16 protein-coding genes, 1 tRNA gene and 5 pseudogenes (1 of these 22 cut by a window edge) are annotated in these 19,902 nt (G+C 27.6%); 14 read left to right on the forward strand and 8 right to left on the reverse strand.

The annotated features are described in order from the left end of the window. Positions 1-473: 473 nt before the first annotated feature. From ACZ1HD_RS10775 to ACZ1HD_RS10820, 10 genes and pseudogenes are all read left to right on the forward strand, one after another. On the forward strand, positions 474-1,745 hold the full coding sequence (locus tag ACZ1HD_RS10775; protein WP_472687429.1) for a PAS domain S-box protein: 1,272 nt from the start codon (positions 474-476) through the stop codon (positions 1,743-1,745). 106 nt (positions 1,746-1,851) lie between these two features. Next, positions 1,852-2,502: a PAS domain-containing protein gene (locus ACZ1HD_RS10780; RefSeq protein ID WP_472689332.1), complete on the forward strand. Its 651-nt coding sequence runs from the start codon at positions 1,852-1,854 to the stop codon at positions 2,500-2,502. 113 nt (positions 2,503-2,615) lie between these two features. Further along, complete coding sequence (locus ACZ1HD_RS10785) at positions 2,616-4,382, forward strand: PAS domain S-box protein (protein ID WP_472689333.1); 1,767 nt, start codon at positions 2,616-2,618, stop codon at positions 4,380-4,382. Positions 4,383-4,469: 87 nt separating this feature from the next. Then, positions 4,470-5,270, forward strand: coding sequence for a hypothetical protein (locus ACZ1HD_RS10790; RefSeq protein ID WP_472687430.1), 801 nt, complete (start codon positions 4,470-4,472; stop codon positions 5,268-5,270). A gap of 158 nt (positions 5,271-5,428) precedes the next feature. Continuing rightward, a pseudogene (locus ACZ1HD_RS10795) lies at positions 5,429-5,602 on the forward strand (PAS domain S-box protein); the annotation flags it as partial. A 99-nt stretch (positions 5,603-5,701) separates the two neighbouring features. Continuing rightward, positions 5,702-6,325, forward strand: coding sequence for a PAS domain-containing protein (locus ACZ1HD_RS10800; protein ID WP_472689334.1), 624 nt, complete (start codon positions 5,702-5,704; stop codon positions 6,323-6,325). 98 nt (positions 6,326-6,423) lie between these two features. After that, positions 6,424-7,209: a PAS domain-containing protein gene (locus ACZ1HD_RS10805; RefSeq protein WP_472687431.1), complete on the forward strand. Its 786-nt coding sequence runs from the start codon at positions 6,424-6,426 to the stop codon at positions 7,207-7,209. A gap of 19 nt (positions 7,210-7,228) precedes the next feature. Beyond that, a complete protein-coding gene (locus tag ACZ1HD_RS10810) occupies positions 7,229-8,260 on the forward strand; it encodes a PAS domain-containing sensor histidine kinase (protein WP_340933279.1) in 1,032 nt (343 codons plus the stop codon). Beyond that, positions 8,257-8,910 (forward strand): response regulator transcription factor, encoded by a 654-nt coding sequence (locus ACZ1HD_RS10815; RefSeq protein ID WP_340933277.1) that lies wholly within the window; start codon positions 8,257-8,259, stop codon positions 8,908-8,910. The genes ACZ1HD_RS10810 and ACZ1HD_RS10815 overlap by 4 nt, the downstream gene beginning before the upstream one ends. A 112-nt stretch (positions 8,911-9,022) precedes the next feature. Then, positions 9,023-9,205 (forward strand): response regulator, encoded by a 183-nt coding sequence (locus tag ACZ1HD_RS10820; protein ID WP_472687432.1) that lies wholly within the window; start codon positions 9,023-9,025, stop codon positions 9,203-9,205. 302 nt (positions 9,206-9,507) lie between these two features. On the opposite strand, the gene ACZ1HD_RS10825 is transcribed toward ACZ1HD_RS10820, so the two are convergent. Both ACZ1HD_RS10825 and ACZ1HD_RS10830 read right to left on the reverse strand, forming a co-directional pair. Beyond that, on the reverse strand, positions 9,508-9,939 hold the full coding sequence (locus ACZ1HD_RS10825) for a hypothetical protein (protein WP_375241327.1): 432 nt from the start codon (positions 9,937-9,939) through the stop codon (positions 9,508-9,510). A 265-nt stretch (positions 9,940-10,204) separates the two neighbouring features. Further along, positions 10,205-10,636, reverse strand: a complete 432-nt coding sequence (locus tag ACZ1HD_RS10830; RefSeq protein ID WP_472687433.1) for a hypothetical protein — start codon at positions 10,634-10,636, stop codon at positions 10,205-10,207. Positions 10,637-10,923: 287 nt separating this feature from the next. On the opposite strand from ACZ1HD_RS10830, the gene ACZ1HD_RS10835 reads away from it, so the two are divergent. After that, positions 10,924-10,996 (forward strand) — tRNA-Gly (locus ACZ1HD_RS10835). Between the two features lie 8 nt (positions 10,997-11,004). On the opposite strand, the pseudogene ACZ1HD_RS10840 reads toward ACZ1HD_RS10835, so the two are convergent. After that, positions 11,005-11,707 (reverse strand): annotated as a pseudogene (locus ACZ1HD_RS10840) (rhomboid family intramembrane serine protease). 235 nt (positions 11,708-11,942) lie between these two features. Between ACZ1HD_RS10840 and ACZ1HD_RS10845 the strand changes: the two are divergent. After that, entirely contained in the window at positions 11,943-12,356 is a 414-nt protein-coding gene (locus tag ACZ1HD_RS10845; protein ID WP_472689335.1) for a lysophospholipid acyltransferase family protein, read from the forward strand. A 34-nt stretch (positions 12,357-12,390) separates the two neighbouring features. After that, positions 12,391-12,678 (forward strand): LpxL/LpxP family acyltransferase, encoded by a 288-nt coding sequence (locus ACZ1HD_RS10850; RefSeq protein ID WP_472687434.1) that lies wholly within the window; start codon positions 12,391-12,393, stop codon positions 12,676-12,678. A gap of 1 nt (position 12,679) precedes the next feature. Here the strand turns inward: ACZ1HD_RS10850 and ACZ1HD_RS10855 are convergent. The 4 genes and pseudogenes from ACZ1HD_RS10855 to rpsA form a co-directional block, all read right to left on the reverse strand. Next, a pseudogene (locus tag ACZ1HD_RS10855) lies at positions 12,680-14,143 on the reverse strand (aminotransferase class V-fold PLP-dependent enzyme). A gap of 11 nt (positions 14,144-14,154) precedes the next feature. Next, a pseudogene (locus ACZ1HD_RS10860) lies at positions 14,155-15,004 on the reverse strand (hypothetical protein). A gap of 11 nt (positions 15,005-15,015) precedes the next feature. Continuing rightward, positions 15,016-16,404 carry a phosphoglucosamine mutase gene (gene glmM / locus ACZ1HD_RS10865; RefSeq protein ID WP_472687435.1) on the reverse strand — a complete coding sequence of 463 codons (1,389 nt, stop codon included), beginning with the start codon at positions 16,402-16,404 and terminating at the stop codon, positions 15,016-15,018. Between the two features lie 279 nt (positions 16,405-16,683). Beyond that, the gene (gene rpsA / locus ACZ1HD_RS10870; protein WP_079736912.1) at positions 16,684-18,501 is read right to left on the reverse strand and encodes a 30S ribosomal protein S1; all 1,818 of its coding nucleotides are present in this window, start codon (positions 18,499-18,501) and stop codon (positions 16,684-16,686) included. A gap of 242 nt (positions 18,502-18,743) precedes the next feature. Here rpsA and ACZ1HD_RS10875 point away from each other — a divergent pair, with 242 nt between their 5' ends. After that, positions 18,744-19,373, forward strand: a complete 630-nt coding sequence (locus ACZ1HD_RS10875) for a 7-carboxy-7-deazaguanine synthase QueE (RefSeq protein ID WP_472687436.1) — start codon at positions 18,744-18,746, stop codon at positions 19,371-19,373. Between the two features lie 129 nt (positions 19,374-19,502). Here the strand turns inward: ACZ1HD_RS10875 and cmk are convergent. Continuing rightward, positions 19,503-19,902: pseudogene (gene cmk, locus ACZ1HD_RS10880) on the reverse strand ((d)CMP kinase) (it continues 289 nt past the right edge of the window).

The raw sequence follows: 19,902 nt of genomic DNA on the forward strand, positions 1-19,902 counted from the left end.
CCAATCTTTTGAATAAGATATAAATTTAAAATTGGCAACTAATTAATTTTAATAAAATTATTTCTTTTTATTTGGAATATTATCTTAGGTTTGAGCTATAAATTTTATTACAAATCAGAGTACACAATTCAGTACACGATTTAGTGTAAATAAACATAAAAAAAGGGTAATTTTAGAGTTTTCTTAAAATTCATAACCCTGAGGTCACGGGTTCAAATCCCGTCTTCGCTACAAATTTAAAAAACAGTTTAGTGTATTCTAAACTGTTTTTTTATGTTTTAAACTTCCTTAAAATTCAATTTATAAGTATTTTAAATAATCTTAAATTAAGATTATTTAAAATAACTTACTCTGTAATAAAGTTTTACCAAATAAAAATCACTTTATTTTATTGATTATTAAAATTTATTTGATATTTTTATAATTCTATATTAAGTCCCTTCTACCCTTAAGTACCCCCATAATCTTAAGCTATGAATTATAACCTTATATTAATTTTATTTTTACAAAGCACCTTAGTTGCTTTTGTAATCCTTCTTTTATTTAAATTTAGAAAAAAACTTGGTAAAGGTGTTTTGTACGCTTGTCTTGGCTTGTTTCAATTTGTACAAGTCATGATTTTTATATTAAACAGTGTTTTTCAAAATTTTGCGTACGATTTTCTAGTAACACCAGGATCTTCTATTTTTGTAACTATTTCTCTCTTTACTTTATTATTAATTTACATTAAAGAAGATGCTAACGAAACTAGAAAAATAATATTTACAATATTAATTGCCAATATTTTAATATATTTTATAGTAATTTCTTTTTTATGGAACTTAAACGGCATAAACTCTAAAAATTCTTTTAGTGTAACAGACAACTTTTTAAAAAATACACCTTCTTTTATTGTAGGTAATATTGCATTATTTTTAGATGCTTTATTATTAATATTTACTTTCGAATTTATATCTAAAAGAATAAGATTTCTTTTTCTACAAATTAGTATTACAATGTTTGTCGTCTTAACATTTGATACTATCTTTTTTTCCTTTTTCACTTTTTTCAATTCTAATAACTTAATTGATATTATAGTTTCTGGTTTAATCTCAAAAAATAGTTTTACTATTTATTATAGTTTGCTGTTTTATTTTTATCTAAGGTTTTTAGATGAGACAGACAAAGATTTGGTTTATTTTAAAATTAAAGATGTTTTTAAGCCACTTAGTTATAAGCAAAAATTTGAAGTAGCAGTAAATGATATTAAAAAAGCGAATGAAATGTATCGTTTACTAACAACAAATTCTAATGATATTATTTGTTTACAAGAACTTAATGGTAATTATAGTTACGTTAGTCCTTCAATAAAAAATATTTTAGGTTATGAACAATCTGATTTTTTAGGAAAACAAATTTTTTCTATAGTTCATAAGGATGATATTGAAGAACTTCAAAAGAAAATATCTGAAAAAGAGTTTTTAAAAAATAATCAAAAAACACCACTAATTTTTAGATTAAAACACAAATTAGCTCATTATATATGGATAGAATATTCTACATCACCAATTTATCAAGATAATAAAATTACATCTTTTGTAACTTCTGCAAGAGAAATTACAGATCGAATAATATCGAAAAACAAATTAGACAACTCTTTATTATTATTACAAAAAAGAGAAAAAGCTCTAAATGAAGCGAGTAGAATTGGTAAAATGGGTTTTATAGAGTATGATGCTATGAAAAAAACTTATATCTCGGTCTGATTATCTGTTTTACATTTTTGGTTTAGAACCATCTGATCGTCCACCACCTCAAGAAACCTTTTTAAATTATTTTGAAAAAGAATCTAAACAAAGAATCCTAAAAAACATAAAAACTCTTCAAGAAGAAGGCAAATCATTTAATATTGAAGTTAAAGGTAAAAATCAAATAAATAAAATTATTTGGCTTCGATTGATTATAGAACCAGTTTTTGGTGCTAATAAAATAGTAGTTGGAAGAAGAGGCGTATTACATGATATTACTCATACCAAACAAGCGCAGTTAAAATTAGAAAATTCTTTAGAACTTTTAGAAAAAAATGAAGATTCCTTAAATATTGCCGGTAAAATAGGAGAACTAGCATTTATAGAATATAATACTAAAACCGATACTTTTATTTGGTCTGATTACGCTTATAAAATATTTGGTTTAAACCCAAGAAACGGAACACCGACTTTAAAAGATGTTTTAACTTTTTTTGATGAAAAATCTAAAATAAAATTAAAAAACCTTATCAATAAAATAAATACTAAAGGGCAACCAGGTGATATTGAATTAAAGGGTATTAAAAGAAATGGTGAAGAGTTTTGGGTTAGAAATATAGCCCAACCTATTTTTAATAAAAATAAAGAATTAATAGGTCGAAGAGCTATTTTACAAGACATTACAAAATATAAGAAAGTTCAAAGTAAATTAGAAAACTCCAAAAAAGAGTTACAAATCTCTTTAAGATTATTAGAAAAAAAGAACTATCACTAAGAGAATCTAGTAGAATTGCAAAAATTGGATATTCTGACTATTTATTTGAAACCAATGCTTTTTATTGGTCAGATTATGTTTATAAAATATTTGGTTTAGATCCTAATAAAGAAATACCATCTCGAGAGGAAATGATTGCTGTTTATAAGGGTGAATTCTTAGAAAAATTAATTAGTGCTACAAAGAAATTAGACGCTGATGGAATACCATATGACATCGAACTTAAAATGACAAATTTTGTAAATAAAGAAGTTTGGATTAGAATTATAGGACACTTAATTTATGACGACGATAAAAATGTAATAGGTAGAAGCGGTGTTTTACAAGACATTACAGATTCTAAGTTAAATAGAATAGAACTAAAAAGATCTAAAAAAGAAATTGAAAATTCTTTAAAACAATTAGAAAAAAATAAAGCTTCTATGGATGAAGCTAGCAAAGTAGCTAAAATAGGATACTTTGAATATATAATTGCTAAAGACGATTTTAGATGGTCTGAATATTTATATGATATTTACGGTTTAGATAAAGCAAAACCTTTACCACCAAGGGCAGACATTGTAGCCCAAATTGATAAAGATTCTTTACCTGTTATTAAACAAGCAACATTAGACCTAACTAATAATGGCGTATCTTATGATATACAAATGAAAATATATCATAAAAAAACTGGTAAAGCTGTTTGGGTAAGAAATGTTGCAGAGCCTATTTTTGATGAAAATAAAAATATAATAGGAAGACGTGGCTTAGCACAAGATATAACAGACAAAAAAGAAAGTATTGATAAAATAGCTAGAGCAGAAGAATTATATAGATTACTAGCAGATAATACCAACGATTTAATATGTTTACAAGAATATGATAGTACATTTAAATATATAAGCCCATCAATAGAAAACATTCTTGGTTATAAACAAGAAGAATTTATAGGCAGAAAAGTATATGATATAGTGCACCCAGAGGATTTAAAATCTTTAAAAAACACTTTTTTCAATATTTCTAAAGAAGTTAAATCTCATGCATTTCCTTTTAGGGCTTTACATAAAAAAGGACATTATATTTGGTTAGAGTTTTTATCTACACCTGTTTACAATGGTGATGATATTAATTACTTTGTAACTTCAGCAAGAGACATAACACAAACAATGGTGGCCAATGAAAATATACAAGAATATCAAAAATCTTTAAAAAGGTTAACAACCGAAATTACCTTAATAGAAGAGAAACAGAAAAAAGAAATAGCTTCAAATATTCATGATCATTTAAGTCAATCTTTAGTAATTTCTAAAATGAAAATTAAAGAATTAAAACGTAATAAAGAATATGAAAAACTAATAAAAGATTTAGATTTTATAGAAAATCATATTACTGATGCATTAGACAATAGTCGAAAAATTACTTTTGAACTTTCTCCTCCTGTTTTATATCAATTAGGAATTGTAGATGCGTTGTTTTGGTTATTTGAATACATTGAAAAAACATATGAAATAAAATCTGATATTTATACAACTTTAGATACTGTAAAAATGGATGATACAAAATCTATTTTACTTTATAGAAGTATACAAGAAGTTGTAAATAATGCTGTAAAATATTCTAAGGCATCTTTTTTTACATTGAATATTGATGAGAACTCTAATTACATCTCTTTTATATTTAAAGATAATGGTAATGGTTTTGATACCAAAAAATTAAAAAACAATCACAATACAAACGGTTCTGGTTTTGGGTTATTTACAGTTAAAGAAAGAATAGAAAATATTCAAGGAAAATTCAATATTTCATCAGAAATAAGCAACGGTACAACTGTCGTTTTTAACATCCCTAAATCACCATCAAAAAGTCACAACGTTCAGAATATTCAACAAAAACTCATTTAAATTTTAATAAAACACATTTTTTTTTATCTTTAGAAAAAATCTCCCTAAAAGTTGATATTTCTGTTATCAATTTTAATAATTTTTGCCATGACATTTTATCAATTTACAACACTATTTGTTCAAAGCTCTTTTGTTGCTTTTATTATATTACTATTATTTAAAGTTAGAAAAAAACTAGGTTTAAGTGTTCTTTATGCTAGTTTGGGTTTATTTCAGTTTGTTCAAATATTTCTTTCTAATAGTATAGATTCTAATTATCCAACAAATCACTTAATATCTCAAGGTTCATCAATATTTGTAACTGTAACACTCTTTGCTTTATTAATTATTTATATTAAAGAAGATGCCAAAGAAACAAAAAAAGTTATTTATGCATTGTTTCTAGTAAATTTGTTAATCACACTTTTACTACAGGTTTTCAATTGGAAAATTGAAGATCCTTTAATTGATAATGCCATCGCAAATTCTGCAAAACCATTTAAAAACTCACCGTACATCTCTACTGTTTCTAATATTGCCATACTTTTAGATTCTCTTATATTAATAATTCTGTTCGAATTTATAGCAAAAAAAACAAGGTTTTTATTTTTACAAATTTTTATTACAATGATAATTGTAGTAAGTTTTGATACAATATTCTATGCAACACTTTCTTTCTGGAAATCAGATAAGTTAATTCCCGTAATTACAAAAGGGTTGCAATCAAAAGGAATATTGGCAACCTATTTTAGTGTTTTATTTTATATGTATTTAAGGTTTTTAGACACTACAGATAGAGACCTTGTATTTTTTAAAATAAAAGATGTTTTCCAACCTTTAAGTTATAAACAAAAATTTGAAACTACGTCAATCGACAAAAAAAGGTTGAAGAAAAATATAGATTACTAACAGAAAATTCTAATGATATTATCTGTTTACAAAATGTAGATAGTTCTTTTAAATATATTAGTCCATCAATAAAAAAATATTGGGCTATGATAGTAAAGAGTTTCTTGGAAAAAAATTTTTAATTATGTTCATTCTGATGATATCCGAAATTAAGAGAAACAATAGGTAAAAAATTATTTATTACAGATTACGATAATAACGCATATACATTTAGGGTAAAGCATAAATTTGGTCATTATATTTGGTTAGAATTTATTACTTCTGCCGTATACGAAAATAATAAAATTAGTTATTTTGTTACTTCTGCCGGAGATATAACACAAAGAGTCTTAGCTAAAAATAAAATTGAAAGTTCTTTAAAATTATTAGAACAAAAAGAAACCTCTTTAAATGAAGCTAGTAAATTAGCTAAAATTGGATATTGGGAATATATAAAGACATCTGAAAGAGTAAATTGGTCTGAATATATCCATGTAATTTACGAGAGTGACGTTAAAAAAACAGCACCGAAAAGAGAAGAAATATTTAAAAAATTTGACAAAGAATCTCAATTAAAAATTTCTAAAGCAAATAAAGAGCTAGATGAAAACGGTACACCCTATGATCTTGAATTAAAATTAATTAATAATAACAAAAGAGTAGTTTGGATTAGAAATGTGGTACAACCAATTTACGATGAAAACAAAAAAATTATAGGTCGTAGAGGTGTTTTACAAGATATTACAGAAAATAAAAACATCAATATTAAATTAAAAGAAAGCGAAGAAAAATTCTTTAAAATATTTAAAAACAGTCCTAATTTGATAATACTAAATAGTTTTGATGAACACAAAATTGTTGATGTAAATGATGCCGCTGCAAGAATATCTGGTTACACACCAGAAGAATTAATTGGTACCGTTAATATACAGGCTAGTATTTGGAAGTCTCAGAGAAAAAGAAACATCTATTTTAATAGATTAGTTAAAAATGGCAGCGTTAAAAATTTTGAATCTGAATTTATTACTAAATCGGAGAACTTAGAATTTGGAAAGCAAATGCTGAAATTATTCTAATTGGTAATAAAAAATATGTCTTAAGTATAATAGAAGATATCACAGAGATTAGGCTAGCTCAAAATAAGCTTAAAGCTCAAAATGAGTTTGTTATTGCCATGACAGAAAATCAAAATGCCGGAATTGTTGCATGTAATGATAAAGGTGAAATTGTTCTATTTAATAAGACAGCTAAAGAATGGCATGGTGTAGATATTCTTAAAATTCCTCAAGAGAAATGGGCAAAAAATTATGGCTTATATAAATCAGATTATAAAACCCTTTTAAAGAAAAAAGAAATTCCTTTAATGCAAGCTTTTAATGGTAAAATTTTAACTAATGAAGAAATTGTTATAAAATCAGTTGATCAAGAACCTAGAATTGTACTTTGTAACGGAGCTTCTTTTCATGACAATAAGGGTAAAAAACTAGGTGCTGTGGTTGTAATGAATGATATTACGCATCAAAAATTAATAGAAAAAAACTTAAGAGACAGTAAAGATGAAATAAAAAAAGCACTAATTGCTGCTGAAAGAAGTAAATTTTTGCTAAATGAATCTGGCAGAATTACAAGAGTTGGTGCATGGGAGCTAGATTTAATTACAGAAAATGTTAGCTGGTCAGATCAAATTTTTAAAATTCATGGTTTACCTATAGGAACTATCCCTCCGTTAGATAAATTAATGAAATATTACGTTAATGGATCTGAAGAAATTTTACAACAGGCAATTGACATATGTATTGCAGAAAATAAAAGTTTTAATCTAGAATTAAATTTTAAAAACGAACAAAATGAACTACTTTGGTTAAATGTAATTGGTTACTCTGAAGTTAACAGTAATGGTGAAACAATCTTTTTAAGAGGTGTTTTACAAGATATTACAGAAAAAAATAAACAGAGATAAGGTTGACAAAGCAGAAGAAATGTATCGTTTACTTGCTAATAACACTAGTGATTTAATTTGTTTACAAGAACCAGACGGAACATTTAAGTATATTAGTCCATCAATAGAAAACCTTTTAGGCTATAAACAATCAGATTTTATTGGTAAAAAAATTCTTTCGATAGTACATAAAGATGATTTAGATAGTTTATTTGAGGCTATAGATGAAGTTAATAAAAATTTAAAAACAGAGGCGCACCCTTTTAGAGCAAAACATAAAAATGGAGACTATATTTGGTTAGAGTTTTTGTCGACTCCTATTTACGAGAATGATAGAATTAGTTACTTTGTAACAACAGCAAGAGACATTACACAATGGATGTTAGCAAATATAGAGATTAATGAGTATCAATCTTCCTTACAAAAACTAACCACCGAGTTAACTTTAATTGAAGAAAAACAGAAAAAAGAAATTGCATCTAATATTCATGATCATTTAAGTCAATCTTTAGTGATTTCTAAAATGAAAATTAACGAACTTAAAGGAAATAGTAAATTAGAAGAAATTTTTGAAGATCTAGATTTTATAGAAACTCATATTGTTGATGCATTAGAAAATAGTAGAAAAATAACTTTCGAATTATCACCACCTGCACTCTATCAATTAGGCATAATAGATACTTTATATTGGTTGTTTGAAAACATAGAAAACACTTATAAAATAAAATGCGAAATAATTACCAATTTAGACTTTGTTGAGCTAGATGAAGCTTCTTCAATTTTGTTATATAGAAGTATACAAGAAGTTGCAAATAATGCGCTAAAATATGCTCAAGCATCTATAATAACATTAGAAATTAATAAAACTAATTTAGGTTTTTGGTTTGTTATTAAAGATAACGGTGTTGGTTTTAATACTAGTAAATTAAAAAACTTAAAAAACTATTCAGGTTCTGGTTTCGGTTTATTTACCGTACAAGAAAGAATTGCCAATATTAATGGAGTTTTTAGTATAACTTCAGAAAAAAACTTAGGAACAACTGTTAATTTTTTTATACCTTTAACTATATGATAGCCAACGACCAAATAAAAATAGTTTTAGTAGACGATCACAAACTTCTTAGAGATGGTTTAAGAAATATAATAGAACAAAAGTCTAATATGAAAATTATTGGAGAAGCATCTGACGGAAGAGAAGCTATTAGTGTTTGCTCTAAATTATTGCCAGATGTTTTGGTTATAGATGTAGCTATGGCAAATTTAAATGGTATCGAAGCTGCAAAACAGATTCATAAAACATGCCCTGACATTAAAATTATCGGTCTTTCTATGCATTCTAGTAAACAATTTATACAAGGAATGTTTAAAGCTGGTGCCTATGGATATTTATTAAAAGATGGTGATTCTAACGAATTAATTACTGCTATAAATACTGTTGTACAAGATATAAAATACTTATCTAAGGATATTAATCAAGAATTTTTATCGATAATTAAACAAGGAAATACCATAGAAAACACTCTTTTAAGTTCAAGAGAGAAAGAAGTTTTACAATTAATTACAGAAGGAAAATCTTCTAAAGAAATTGGAGAAATTTTATTTTTAAGCTCTAAAACTGTTGATGTACATAGAAATAATATCATGAAAAAAATTGATTTATATACAATACCGGAATTAACTAAATATGCAATAAAAAAAGGATTTACCTCTTTAGAAATGTAATAATATATCAATAATAAGCAACTCCCCTATATAATATTATTAACTTTAATTGTAATTTTACAATTGGTCAATAATTAAACTTAATTAATAATTGAAACATCCACAAAAAAACATGCTAATTGTAGAAGATAACCCTTTAATTGGAGAAAAAATTCTTAATGCAAGTAAGAGAGTTCTGCCTTTTAAAAATATACGATTAACGCCAACTCTACATGAAGCAATTTCTTATTTGAAAGAAACTGATGTTGATATTGTAACCTTAGATTTAAGCTTACCGAGATGGCAATGGAATTGAACTACTAAAATGGTTTAAAGAAAATAATAAGCTACCTAAAGTGTACGTTTTTTCTACAAGCCGAGAATTAAAAAGAACTTGTTTAAGATACGGAGCTCAAGATTTCTTTGATAAATCTAGTGATTTTGAGAAACTAATTAATACAATATCTAATACTTTACCAATTGACTAAATTTATAATATAAAATACTTTATAAGACTTTAAACCCCAGTTATTAAACAAATGCTTAATAACTGGGGTTTATAAATTATAATATATTAGGGGTATAATTTAATTAAGGGGAATATATTAATTTGGGGGATTAATATAACTTTCTCATTCTTCCTTCCCAAGTTCTACCACCTAAAGTAGACTCGTAAAAAATGTAACCTCTTTTTATTTTTGTAATCTTCATTTTTAATTTAATTCCTTTTTTAAAAGGAAAATTAGGAAGATTTGATTCTTGTAATGTCATATAACATTCATCTTCTGAAACCCAAGAAATGTCAGATTTAATAAAGTATTTTCCTTCATTAAAATATTCTACATGTTGGTCTTCAGAAAATACTACAACCACATTTTCTCCTTTGTATTTGTAGGTGTATTTTGTTTCTTTTAATAATGGTACAATCTCTTCTTTTTCTTCTATTGAAGTATAAGTGTCATAATTGTTTACTGTGGTAATTGCAAAATCTTGTGCTGATACCGAAAATGCAAATAATGCTAAAATTACTACTAGTTTAAAATTTTTCATAATGATTAAATTGGGGGTTAAACATATAATTATACAGCAAAGATAAAACCGAACTTCAGTTTTATAAATAAGCAAAATTCTTAATTTCTCTATTTCTTTGGATTTAATTATGAAATTAGAAACAAGATCATATTTATTCTTAAATAACTAAAAACACTATACTAGTAAAAGCATAAAAGCCCAGTTTGAACAAACAAACTGGACTTTATAAATTATAATTTATTAGGGGTATAATTTAACTTAGGGAATATATTAATTTAGGGGATTAATATAACTTTCTCATTCTTCCTTCCCAAGTTCTACCACCTAAAGTAGACTCGTAAAAAATATAACCTCTTTTTATTTTTGTAATCTTCATTTTTAATTTAATTCCTTTTTTAAAAGGAAAATTAGGAAGATTTGATTCTTGTAATGTCATATAACACTCATCTTCTGAAACCCAAGAAATGTCAGATTTAATAAAGTACTTTCCTTCATTAAAATACTCTACATGTTGGTCTTCAGAAAATACAACAACTACATTTTCTCCTTTGTATTTGTAGGTGTATTTTGATTCATTTAATAATGGTATAATCTCTTCTTTTTCTTCTATTGGAGTGTAAGTACCATAATTGTTTACTGTGGTCATTGCAAGATCTTGTGCTGATACCGAAAATGCAAATAATGCTAAAATTACTACTAGTTTAAAATTTTTCATAATGATTAAATTGGGGGTTAAACATATAATTATACAGCAAAGATAAAACCGAACTTCAGTTTTATAAATAAGCAAAATTCTTAATTTTAAAAAAAGTAAAATTTCAGCAGAATTAAAATCATTATTAGAAGTTAAAATACTTATAATTTAAGCTCAAAAATTATTTTTTGTAAAAAAATGAATAGCTAACTATTTCATTATTAAGAACATTAAAAAAATGTATCTTTTTTGTAAAAAAAATGCTTGCAGATGTTAAAAAACGTTATATATTTGCATCTCTTTACCACGCGAAAGTAGCTCAGTTGGTAGAGCGTCAGCCTTCCAAGCTGAATGTCGCCAGTTCGAACCTGGTCTTTCGCTCAAAAGCTTCATAAGAAATTATGAAGCTTTTTTTTGCTAAAAACTAAACCTTGTAATTTATTTTTTGGCAGTTTATCTCCAAAAACTAATAAAAATATTATTGGTACTGCTAACAATATAATGGTAGCTAAGTTATATGTAAATAAATAGGAATTTAGAATGATTGTAAGAATAAACCCTCCTATTGCTCCTCCTAAATGCGCAGAATGACCAACATTACCAACTTGATTTTTCAAACCATAAATAGAATATAATATGTAACCAATTCCAAAAATATATCCTGGAATTGGAATTGGTATAAACAAAAGATATAGTTTCATACCTGGATCTAATAAAATTGCTGAAAAAATAGTTCCGAAACTGCACCGGATGCTCCAACAGCACTATAATAAGGTTCTTTTTTATGCTCTTTAAGAGAATATAAACTTCCAGCTAACAAGCTTCCAAAATAAATAATTAAGAAATTACTAGTACTTGTGTGTTGCGTTACAATACCTCCAAAAAGATACAAAGCATACATATTTAAACCTAAATGCAACCAATCTACATGTAAAAAGCCGAAGTTAACATTCTAATTTTCTCTCCTGATAAAATTCTACTAATCTGAAACTTGTATTTATCGAGAAATGAATACTCTTTAAAACCCTTCATCGAAATTAATACATTAGCAATCATTAATAATAATATTGCCTTATTTATATTTTCTATCATGTAACAAACTTAATAAAAACCCATTAGTATTTATCTTTTCATTTTAAATATATATACGATATTTGCAACACTAAAATTTATATATGCAATTTATTGTCTTTGCCATTAGTTATCCATTAATTTGGTTACTTTCTAAGTTACCAATGAGAATCTTATATTTAAAATCAGATTTTTTCTATTTTCTAATTTATTATGTAATTGGATATCGAAAAAAGTAGTTTTAGATAATTTACAAATAGCTTTTCCTAACAAACCTTTAAAAGAACTTTTAATTATCAGAAAAAAATTCTTTAAACATTTAATGGATTTGATGATGGAAAGCGTAAAAGCTTTTTCTATTTCTGAAAAAGAAATTTTGAAACGATATACTTATGAAAATCCACAATTGGTAAATAAATTTGCTAAAGAAGGAAAAAGTATCGCATTAGTTGGTGCTCATCAAGCCAATTGGGAATGGTCTACAAGTTTACCTAAAGTTTTAGATATTGATGTTTTGGGTGCGTATACAAAACTTAATAATAAGTACTTCGAAAAAAAGTTAGAGATTCAAGAGAAAAGTTTGGAGTTATTGGATATAAAACTTCTGATATGGTTAGAGGTATGCAACAAAGGTTTTCTGATAAAAAACAAGGTGCATATATTTTATTAAGCGATCAATCTCCACAACCACATAAAACTTATTATTGGAGAGATTTTTTAATATAAAAGTTCCGGTGCATACGGGTGCAGAAATGCTTGCAAAAAAGTTTGATTTAGTAGTGATCAATTATGTAACTAAAAAAGTTAAAAGAGGTTATTATAAAACTGAATTTCAACTGATAACTGAAAATGCTAAAGACTTTGAAAATTATCAAATTACAGATTTATATACCGAATTGACAGAAAAAAATATTTTAAATCAACCGGAATTCTATCTTTGGTCTCACAAAAGATTTAAGCATAGAGATAAAGTTCCGGCTGAATTTTTATAGACTATAAGTTAAACCACTCTTTAACTAAGTTTTGTTCTATTGGTGTAACAGATTTATGAGAATAATCATTCTTTAAGCTATCATATTCATAATCTTTAGCCCAATCTTCTATGTTTACAGACAGTTCTTTTAAAGAATTACAAACAAATTCTAATTCTTTATTTGTTATTGTTGGATGAACAGAGAGACGAACCCAACCTGGTTTTTGAGTATTACAACCATGTAAAATTTCGTCTTTAATTCTATTAGAAGTTTCTTGGTCAACATTTAACAAATAATGACCATAAGTTCCTGCACAAGAACATCCACCTCTTGTTTGTATTCCAAAGCGATCATTTAAAAGCTTTACCACAAGATTAAAATGATATTTTTCGAAATAAAAAGAAAAAATACTTAATCTGTCCTTATGGTTTGGTGCTAAAATTTTTACTCCGTTTAAATTCTCTAAAGTTTTAAAAACAACTTTATTAATCTCGTCTTCTCTCGCTTTAATTTTATCAGTTCCCATTTCTTCTTTCAACTGAATTGAAAGTGCGATTCTAATTGTTTGCAAAAAAGCAGGTGTTCCGCCATCCTCTCTTGTTTCTACATCATCAAAATAATCATGTTGTCCCCAAGGATTTGTATAACTTACCGTTCCGCCACCTGGATTATCAGGTATTGTGTTCTTATACAAACTTTTATTAAAAATTAATACGCCGAACTTCCTGGTCCTCCTAAAAATTTATGAGGAGAAAAGAAAACAGCATCTAAATATTCATCTTCTGCTTCGGATGCATGTTTATATCTACATAAGGTGCACAACAAGCAAAATCTACAAAACATAAACCATTATAACTATGAATCAATTTTGCTACTTTATGATAATCGGTTTTTATACCTGTTACATTAGAACAAGAAGTTATAGAAGCTATTTTAATTTTTCTGTGTTCGTGTTTTTTAATGCTTTTTTCAAAACTTTCTAAACAAACTAAACCTTCATTATTACAAGGTACAACTTCTACATCTGCAATAGTTTCTAACCAAGAGGTTTGATTAGAATGATGTTCCATATGAGAAATAAAAACTATAGGTCTTATTTCTTCTGGTAATTCTGTATAATTTTTTAAACTTTCAGAAACTTTTAGTCCTAGAATTCTTTGAAACTTATTTACAACTCCTGTCATACCGGAACCCGAAGTTATTAAAACATCGTTTTCATTTGCGTTAACATGACGTTTAATAATTTTTCTAGCTTCGTGATAAGCTAAAGTCATTGCTGCACCGAAGTAGAAGTTTCTGTATGTGTATTTGCAACAAATGGTCCAAACTTATGTAACAATTTTTCTTCTATAGGATGATATAATCTACCGCTAGCCGTCCAATCTGTGTAAATTAGATTTTGCAAACCATAAGGAGACTCAAATTTTTGGTTTATACCAACTATATTTTTTCTAAACTTATCAAAATATGCTTCTAAATTCATTGTAAACTGTTTTAAAAAATTCTGAATCTTCCTCCTATTAATATATTATTCTCGAAAAAATAAAAACTTTGAGAGGCAGAATCTTGCAGAACTTAAAGATGTTTTAATATCCGGCATGTTTATATAACCAATTTTATAATCTGATTGAATATAAAAATGCTTTAAAAATGTAATATTTAATCCGGCGCCAACAGAAACTCCCCAACCGGATAAATGAAAGTTATCATGTCTTTCTTTACCTAAAAGCGATGTATCTGTTCTAGGATACAAACCTCCTACTCCAATTCCTTCAGTTAAATTTATTTGAAGGTTTTTCAAATCTAATCCAAACCAATGGTCTATATTATCAAATCTTTTAACTTCTACATTTACATAATTTAAACCATCTGTGTGCTCAAATCTTAAAAAATCTTCTGTTAATTGTATATTCTGATTGTTATAGGTACCATCATATTTTGCATTTCCAATATTAATATTACCATTTATAGTAACATTTTGATCATTGTTAACCACATATTTCATGTGATCTACACCAATGGAAATTGTATAGTTTTCTTTAAAAAAGTAACCAATTCTATAGTTATTCTGAGGAATTGTAATATTACCAGGGTTAAAATAATTATTTACAGAAAACTTAGTTGGTCTATCTTGTGCCTTAACATCAGATAATGTAAAATCATAATCTTTACCTTTAAAACGGATATCAGAATCCGTGTAACTAGACCAATTCCATCCCCAATAAACAAAAAACTTACCTTTATTTACTACCTTATTTTTCTTAGAAAACTTTTTATTTTGTTGTCCTAAAACAGTAAGCGTACTAAATAAAAGTATCCCTAAAACTAAAATGTTTTTTTTCAATCTAAATTATTTTAAATAATTGCTTTAATTTCTTTTATAAATCTCTCTGCTAAATTATCTGCTGCTGTTTGAGATTTAGCTTCTGTATAAATTCTAATAATTGGCTCTGTATTAGATTTTCTTAAATGAATCCATTCATCCGCAAAATCTATTTTTACACCATCTATAGTATTTACATCTTCATTTTTATAAGTTGTTGCCATTGTTTCTAAAATACCATCAACATTAATTTCTGGCGTTAATTGAATTTTATTTTTACTCATAAAATAACTTGGATATGAATCTCTTAATTCTTTACAAGACATTTTATTATTTGCTAAATGGCTTAAAAATAGTGCAACACCAACTAAAGAATCTCTACCATAATGAGATGCCGGATAAATAATTCCTCCATTACCTTCTCCACCAATTACAGTGTTAGTTTCTTTCATTTTTATTACAACATTTACTTCACCAACAGCAGATGCGGTATAAGTTCCGCCATGTTTTTCTGTAACATCCCTTAAAGCTCTAGAAGAAGATAAGTTAGAAACTGTATTACCGCCACCTAGTTTTCCTAAAACATAATCGGCACAAGCTACTAAAGTATATTCTTCTCCGAACATAGAACCATCTTCAGAAATTAAAGCTAATCTATCTACATCCGGATCTACAACAATACCAAAATCTGCTTTTTCTTTAACAACCAGTTCAGAAATGTCTGTTAAATGCTCTTTTAAAGGTTCTGGATTGTGTGGAAATTGTCCGTTTGGTGTACAATATAATTCTACGCATTCTACATTTAACTCTTTTAATAAAGCAGGTATAAAAATTCCTCCGGTAGAATTAACACCATCTACAACAACTTTAAAATTTGCATTTTTAATAGCCTCTACATCTACCAATTCTAAATTTAAAACTTCTTGAATGTGCTTTTCTAAATAAGAAGCATCTTTAGAATACACTCCTAAATCATCAACATCTGCAAATTCAAAATCTTCACTTTCTGCTAATGCTAAAATTTTTTCTCCTTCAGATCCATTTAAAAACTCACCTTTTTCATTTAATAATTTTAAGGCATTCCATTGTTTCGGATTATGTGAAGCTGTTAAAATTATACCACCTTCTGCATTTTCTAAAGGTACAGCAACTTCTACTGTTGGTGTAGTAGATAAACCTAAGTCTACAACGTTTATGCCTAAACCAACTAAAGTATTTGCAACCAAACTAGAAATCATTTTTCCGGAAATACGGGCATCTCTACCAATTACAACAGTTATTTTATCTTTATTAGGATTTCTGTTTTTGATAAAAGCACCGTAAGCGGATGCAAATTTTACTGCGTCTATTGGGGTTAAATTGTCTGCAGTTTTACCACCAATTGTTCCTCTAATACCTGATATTGATTTTATAAGTGTCATTATATTTTTTGTCTTTATTTTAGATACACAAAGATAAATTTATTAAATGGTTATCTAAAATAAATTAACATGTACTGACTTTATACTTTGCAATTGGCTAGCAAATAGTTGCGTTAGGGATTGTAGCATTTGTTTGAGCTCTTTTGTGAAGTATGAACAAAAAGCGAGTGCGTAAAGCCCGACCTAAAAGGTAACGCCCAAATAATAGAAATAAAAAAGCCGAAGCAAAACTGCATCGGCTTTTAGATATTATAAATATCGGCTTGTTAAAAAGTAAGATTACTTTTTGTTACCAGCTTCCATTTTCTTTTTAAGAGCTGCTAAACCACCTATGTCTCCAAGTGTAGTTTTTTCTGCATCTGCAGATTTTTTAACTGCTGCTTTTACATTTCTCTTTTCTTCTTCTCTAAAGATAGAAGTATGAGAAACTACAACTCTTCTGTATTCTTTAGAAAATTCTAAAACTACAAATTCGATTGTATCTCCTTTTCCTAATTTAGAACCATCTTCTTTTTCTAAGAATCTTGTTGGTGCAAAACCTTCTACTCCATCAGCAAAAGTTACAACTGCTCCTTTATCATTCTTTTCTTTGATTGTTCCTTCGTGTGTAGAACCGATTGCATACGTAGCTTCATGTGCATCCCAAGGGTTATCTTGAGTTTGCTTATGACCTAAGTTTAACTTTCTGTTCTCTACATCTAATTCTAATACTTGTACTTCTAATTTGTCTCCAACAGTAACAAAGTCTGATGGATGCTTAATTTTCTTAGTCCAAGATAAGTCAGAAATATATACTAAACCATCAATTCCTTCTTCTAATTCTACGAAAACACCAAAGTTAGTGTAATTTCTTACAGTACCTGTATGAGTAGAACCTACTGGGAATTTAGTTGTAATATCTGTCCAAGGATCTGGGTGTAATTGCTTGATACCAAGAGACATTTTTCTATCTTCTCTATCTAAAGTTAAAACTTGCGCTTCTACTTTATCACCAACTTTTACGAAGTCTTGTGCAGAACGTAAGTGAGTTGACCAAGACATTTCAGAAACGTGAATTAATCCTTCTACTCCTTGTTCTACTTCTACAAATGCACCATAATCTGCAATTACTACTACTTCTCCAGTTACTTTATCACCAACTTTTAAGTCAGTATCTAAAGCTTCCCAAGGATGCGCAGATAATTGTTTTAATCCTAATTGGATTCTAGATTTGTTATCATCAAAGTCTAAAATTACAACGTTTAATTTTTGATCTAATTCAACAACCTCATTCGGGTGGTTAATTCTAGACCAAGATAAATCTGTAATATGTACTAAACCATCAACACCACCTAAATCAACAAATACACCATAAGAAGTAATGTTTTTAACAATACCTTCTAATACTTGTCCTTTTTCTAACTGACCAATGATTTCTTTTTTCTGTAATTCAATATCAGCTTCAATAAGAGCTTTATGAGATACAACAACGTTTTTAAATTCGTGGTTGATTTTCACAACTTTGAATTCCATAGTTTTCTCTACGTATTGATCGTAATCTCTAATTGGCTTAACATCAATTTGAGATCCTGGTAAGAATGCTTCGATACCGAAAACATCTACAATCATACCACCTCTAGTTCTACACTTAACAAAACCGTTAACTACTTCACCAGTTTCATGAGCATTGTTTACACGTTCCCATGCTTTAATTACTCTTGCTTTTTTGTGAGATAATACTAACTGACCGGAAGAATCTTCTCTTTTGTCAACTAATACTTCTACTTTATCTCCTTCTGATAAACCTTGGTTGTAACGGAATTCGTTTAAAGAGATAACTCCTTCAGATTTAGAGTTGATGTCTATAATTGCATCTCTATCTGTAATTCTAATTACAGTTCCTTCAATTACATCACGCTCATTTACAAATCCAACAGTTCCTTCTAAAGCAGTTTCAAATGCTTTTAATTTATCTTCATCAACAGCTTCAATACCTTGTTCGTATTTGTGCCAGTTAAAATCAGCTAAAAATTGTTTAGGATCTACAGCAGGAGTTGCTGTTTCTTGTACTTCAGTTGCAGCTACCTGCTCTTCAGTGTTTTTTGTTTCTTCAGACATGTGTCTAAAATAATTTTGTATCTTATTGTTTTACAGATTTCTAACGACGTAAACGCAAAGAGTTGTTTTTATAAATTGTTTTTTTAATTCCTTTTCTAAATCTGTTCTCGTAAAAAGGAGTGCAAATTTACAAAAATGTTTTGATAATTAAGCGTTTAGAATTAATTTATTATTCTTTTTATTCTTGAATTACAAAAAACTACCTTTGCAAACTTAAACCGTTATGGTAGATTTTAATGAAGATGGATAAAAATACAAAAGATTTAGTAAACAAAGGTATAATGCTTCCTCTAATGGAAGAATTTTATACAATACAAGGTGAAGGCGCTCACACGGGTACAGCCGCATATTTTATAAGAGTTGGTGGTTGCGATGTAGGTTGCCATTGGTGCGATGTTAAAGAAAGTTGGAACGCAGAATTACACCCACCAACATTAGCAGATAAAATAGTAGACAATGTTAAAAAATACGCTAAAACAGTTGTAATTACTGGTGGTGAACCTTTAATGTGGTCTATGGATTATATTACTGATTTATTACAAAATAATAATATAAAAACACACATAGAAACCTCAGGTGCATATTCCTTTTCAGGAAAATGGGATTGGTTTTGTCTGTCTCCTAAAAAAACAAAATTACCTTTAGATGAGTGTTATCCTGAAGCAGATGAACTTAAAATGATTATTCATAACAAATCAGATTTTGAATTTGCAGAACAACAAGCGGCTAAAGTTTCAGATAAATGTCAGTTATTTTTACAACCAGAATGGAGTAAAAAAGAAAAAATGACTGAGTTAATAGTAGATTACGTAATGAAGAATCCGAAATGGAAAATTTCTCTTCAAACACACAAATACCTGAATATTCCATAATATTCAGGTATTTTACATTTTTTTAGAAGCTATTTCCTGCTTTCCGCACTCGCTTTTTTATCGTTCCTCTAAAAAGAGCTCAAACAAATGCTTCAATCAGGGCTAAACTTATCAATTCAAAAGATTACTTTAAAATAGTTTACTGTCTATCAGTGTACATATTCTCTCAAATTGTTCATTTATTCCCATATCAGAATTATCAAATTCTATTGCATCATCAGATTTTAATAAAGGAGAATCTTCTCTAGTAGAATCTATTCTATCTCGTTCTTGAACATTAAATAGAATTTCATCATAATTTACTTTATCTCCTCTATCAATTAATTCTTTATATCTTCTAGTTGCTCTTTTATCCGCAGAAGCAGTCATAAATAACTTTAAATCTGCTTCGGAAAAACTACAGTACCAATATCTCTACCATCCATAACAATTCCTCCATCTTTTCCCATTTGTTGCTGCTCTGCTACTAATTTTTTTCTTACTTCAGAAATTTCGGCTACTTTACTAACCAATTTAGAAACAGATAATG

The organism is Polaribacter sp. HA6-7, assembly GCF_055693625.1.

Bases quoted from the DNA above. Each gene is read 5' to 3' on its own strand.
- ACZ1HD_RS10775 (WP_472687429.1), top strand. From the start codon at position 474: ATGAATTATAACCTTATATTAATTTTATTTTTACAAAGCACCTTAGTT.
- ACZ1HD_RS10790 (WP_472687430.1), top strand. From the start codon at position 4,470: ATGACATTTTATCAATTTACAACACTATTTGTTCAAAGCTCTTTTGTT.
- ACZ1HD_RS10805 (WP_472687431.1), top strand. From the start codon at position 6,424: ATGACAGAAAATCAAAATGCCGGAATTGTTGCATGTAATGATAAAGGT.
- ACZ1HD_RS10810 (WP_340933279.1), top strand. From the start codon at position 7,229: ATGTATCGTTTACTTGCTAATAACACTAGTGATTTAATTTGTTTACAA.
- ACZ1HD_RS10815 (WP_340933277.1), top strand. From the start codon at position 8,257: ATGATAGCCAACGACCAAATAAAAATAGTTTTAGTAGACGATCACAAA.
- ACZ1HD_RS10820 (WP_472687432.1), top strand. From the start codon at position 9,023: ATGCTAATTGTAGAAGATAACCCTTTAATTGGAGAAAAAATTCTTAAT.
- ACZ1HD_RS10825 (WP_375241327.1), bottom strand. From the start codon at position 9,939: ATGAAAAATTTTAAACTAGTAGTAATTTTAGCATTATTTGCATTTTCG.
- ACZ1HD_RS10830 (WP_472687433.1), bottom strand. From the start codon at position 10,636: ATGAAAAATTTTAAACTAGTAGTAATTTTAGCATTATTTGCATTTTCG.
- glmM (WP_472687435.1), bottom strand. From the start codon at position 16,404: ATGACACTTATAAAATCAATATCAGGTATTAGAGGAACAATTGGTGGT.
- rpsA (WP_079736912.1), bottom strand. From the start codon at position 18,501: ATGTCTGAAGAAACAAAAAACACTGAAGAGCAGGTAGCTGCAACTGAA.
- ACZ1HD_RS10875 (WP_472687436.1), top strand. From the start codon at position 18,744: ATGGATAAAAATACAAAAGATTTAGTAAACAAAGGTATAATGCTTCCT.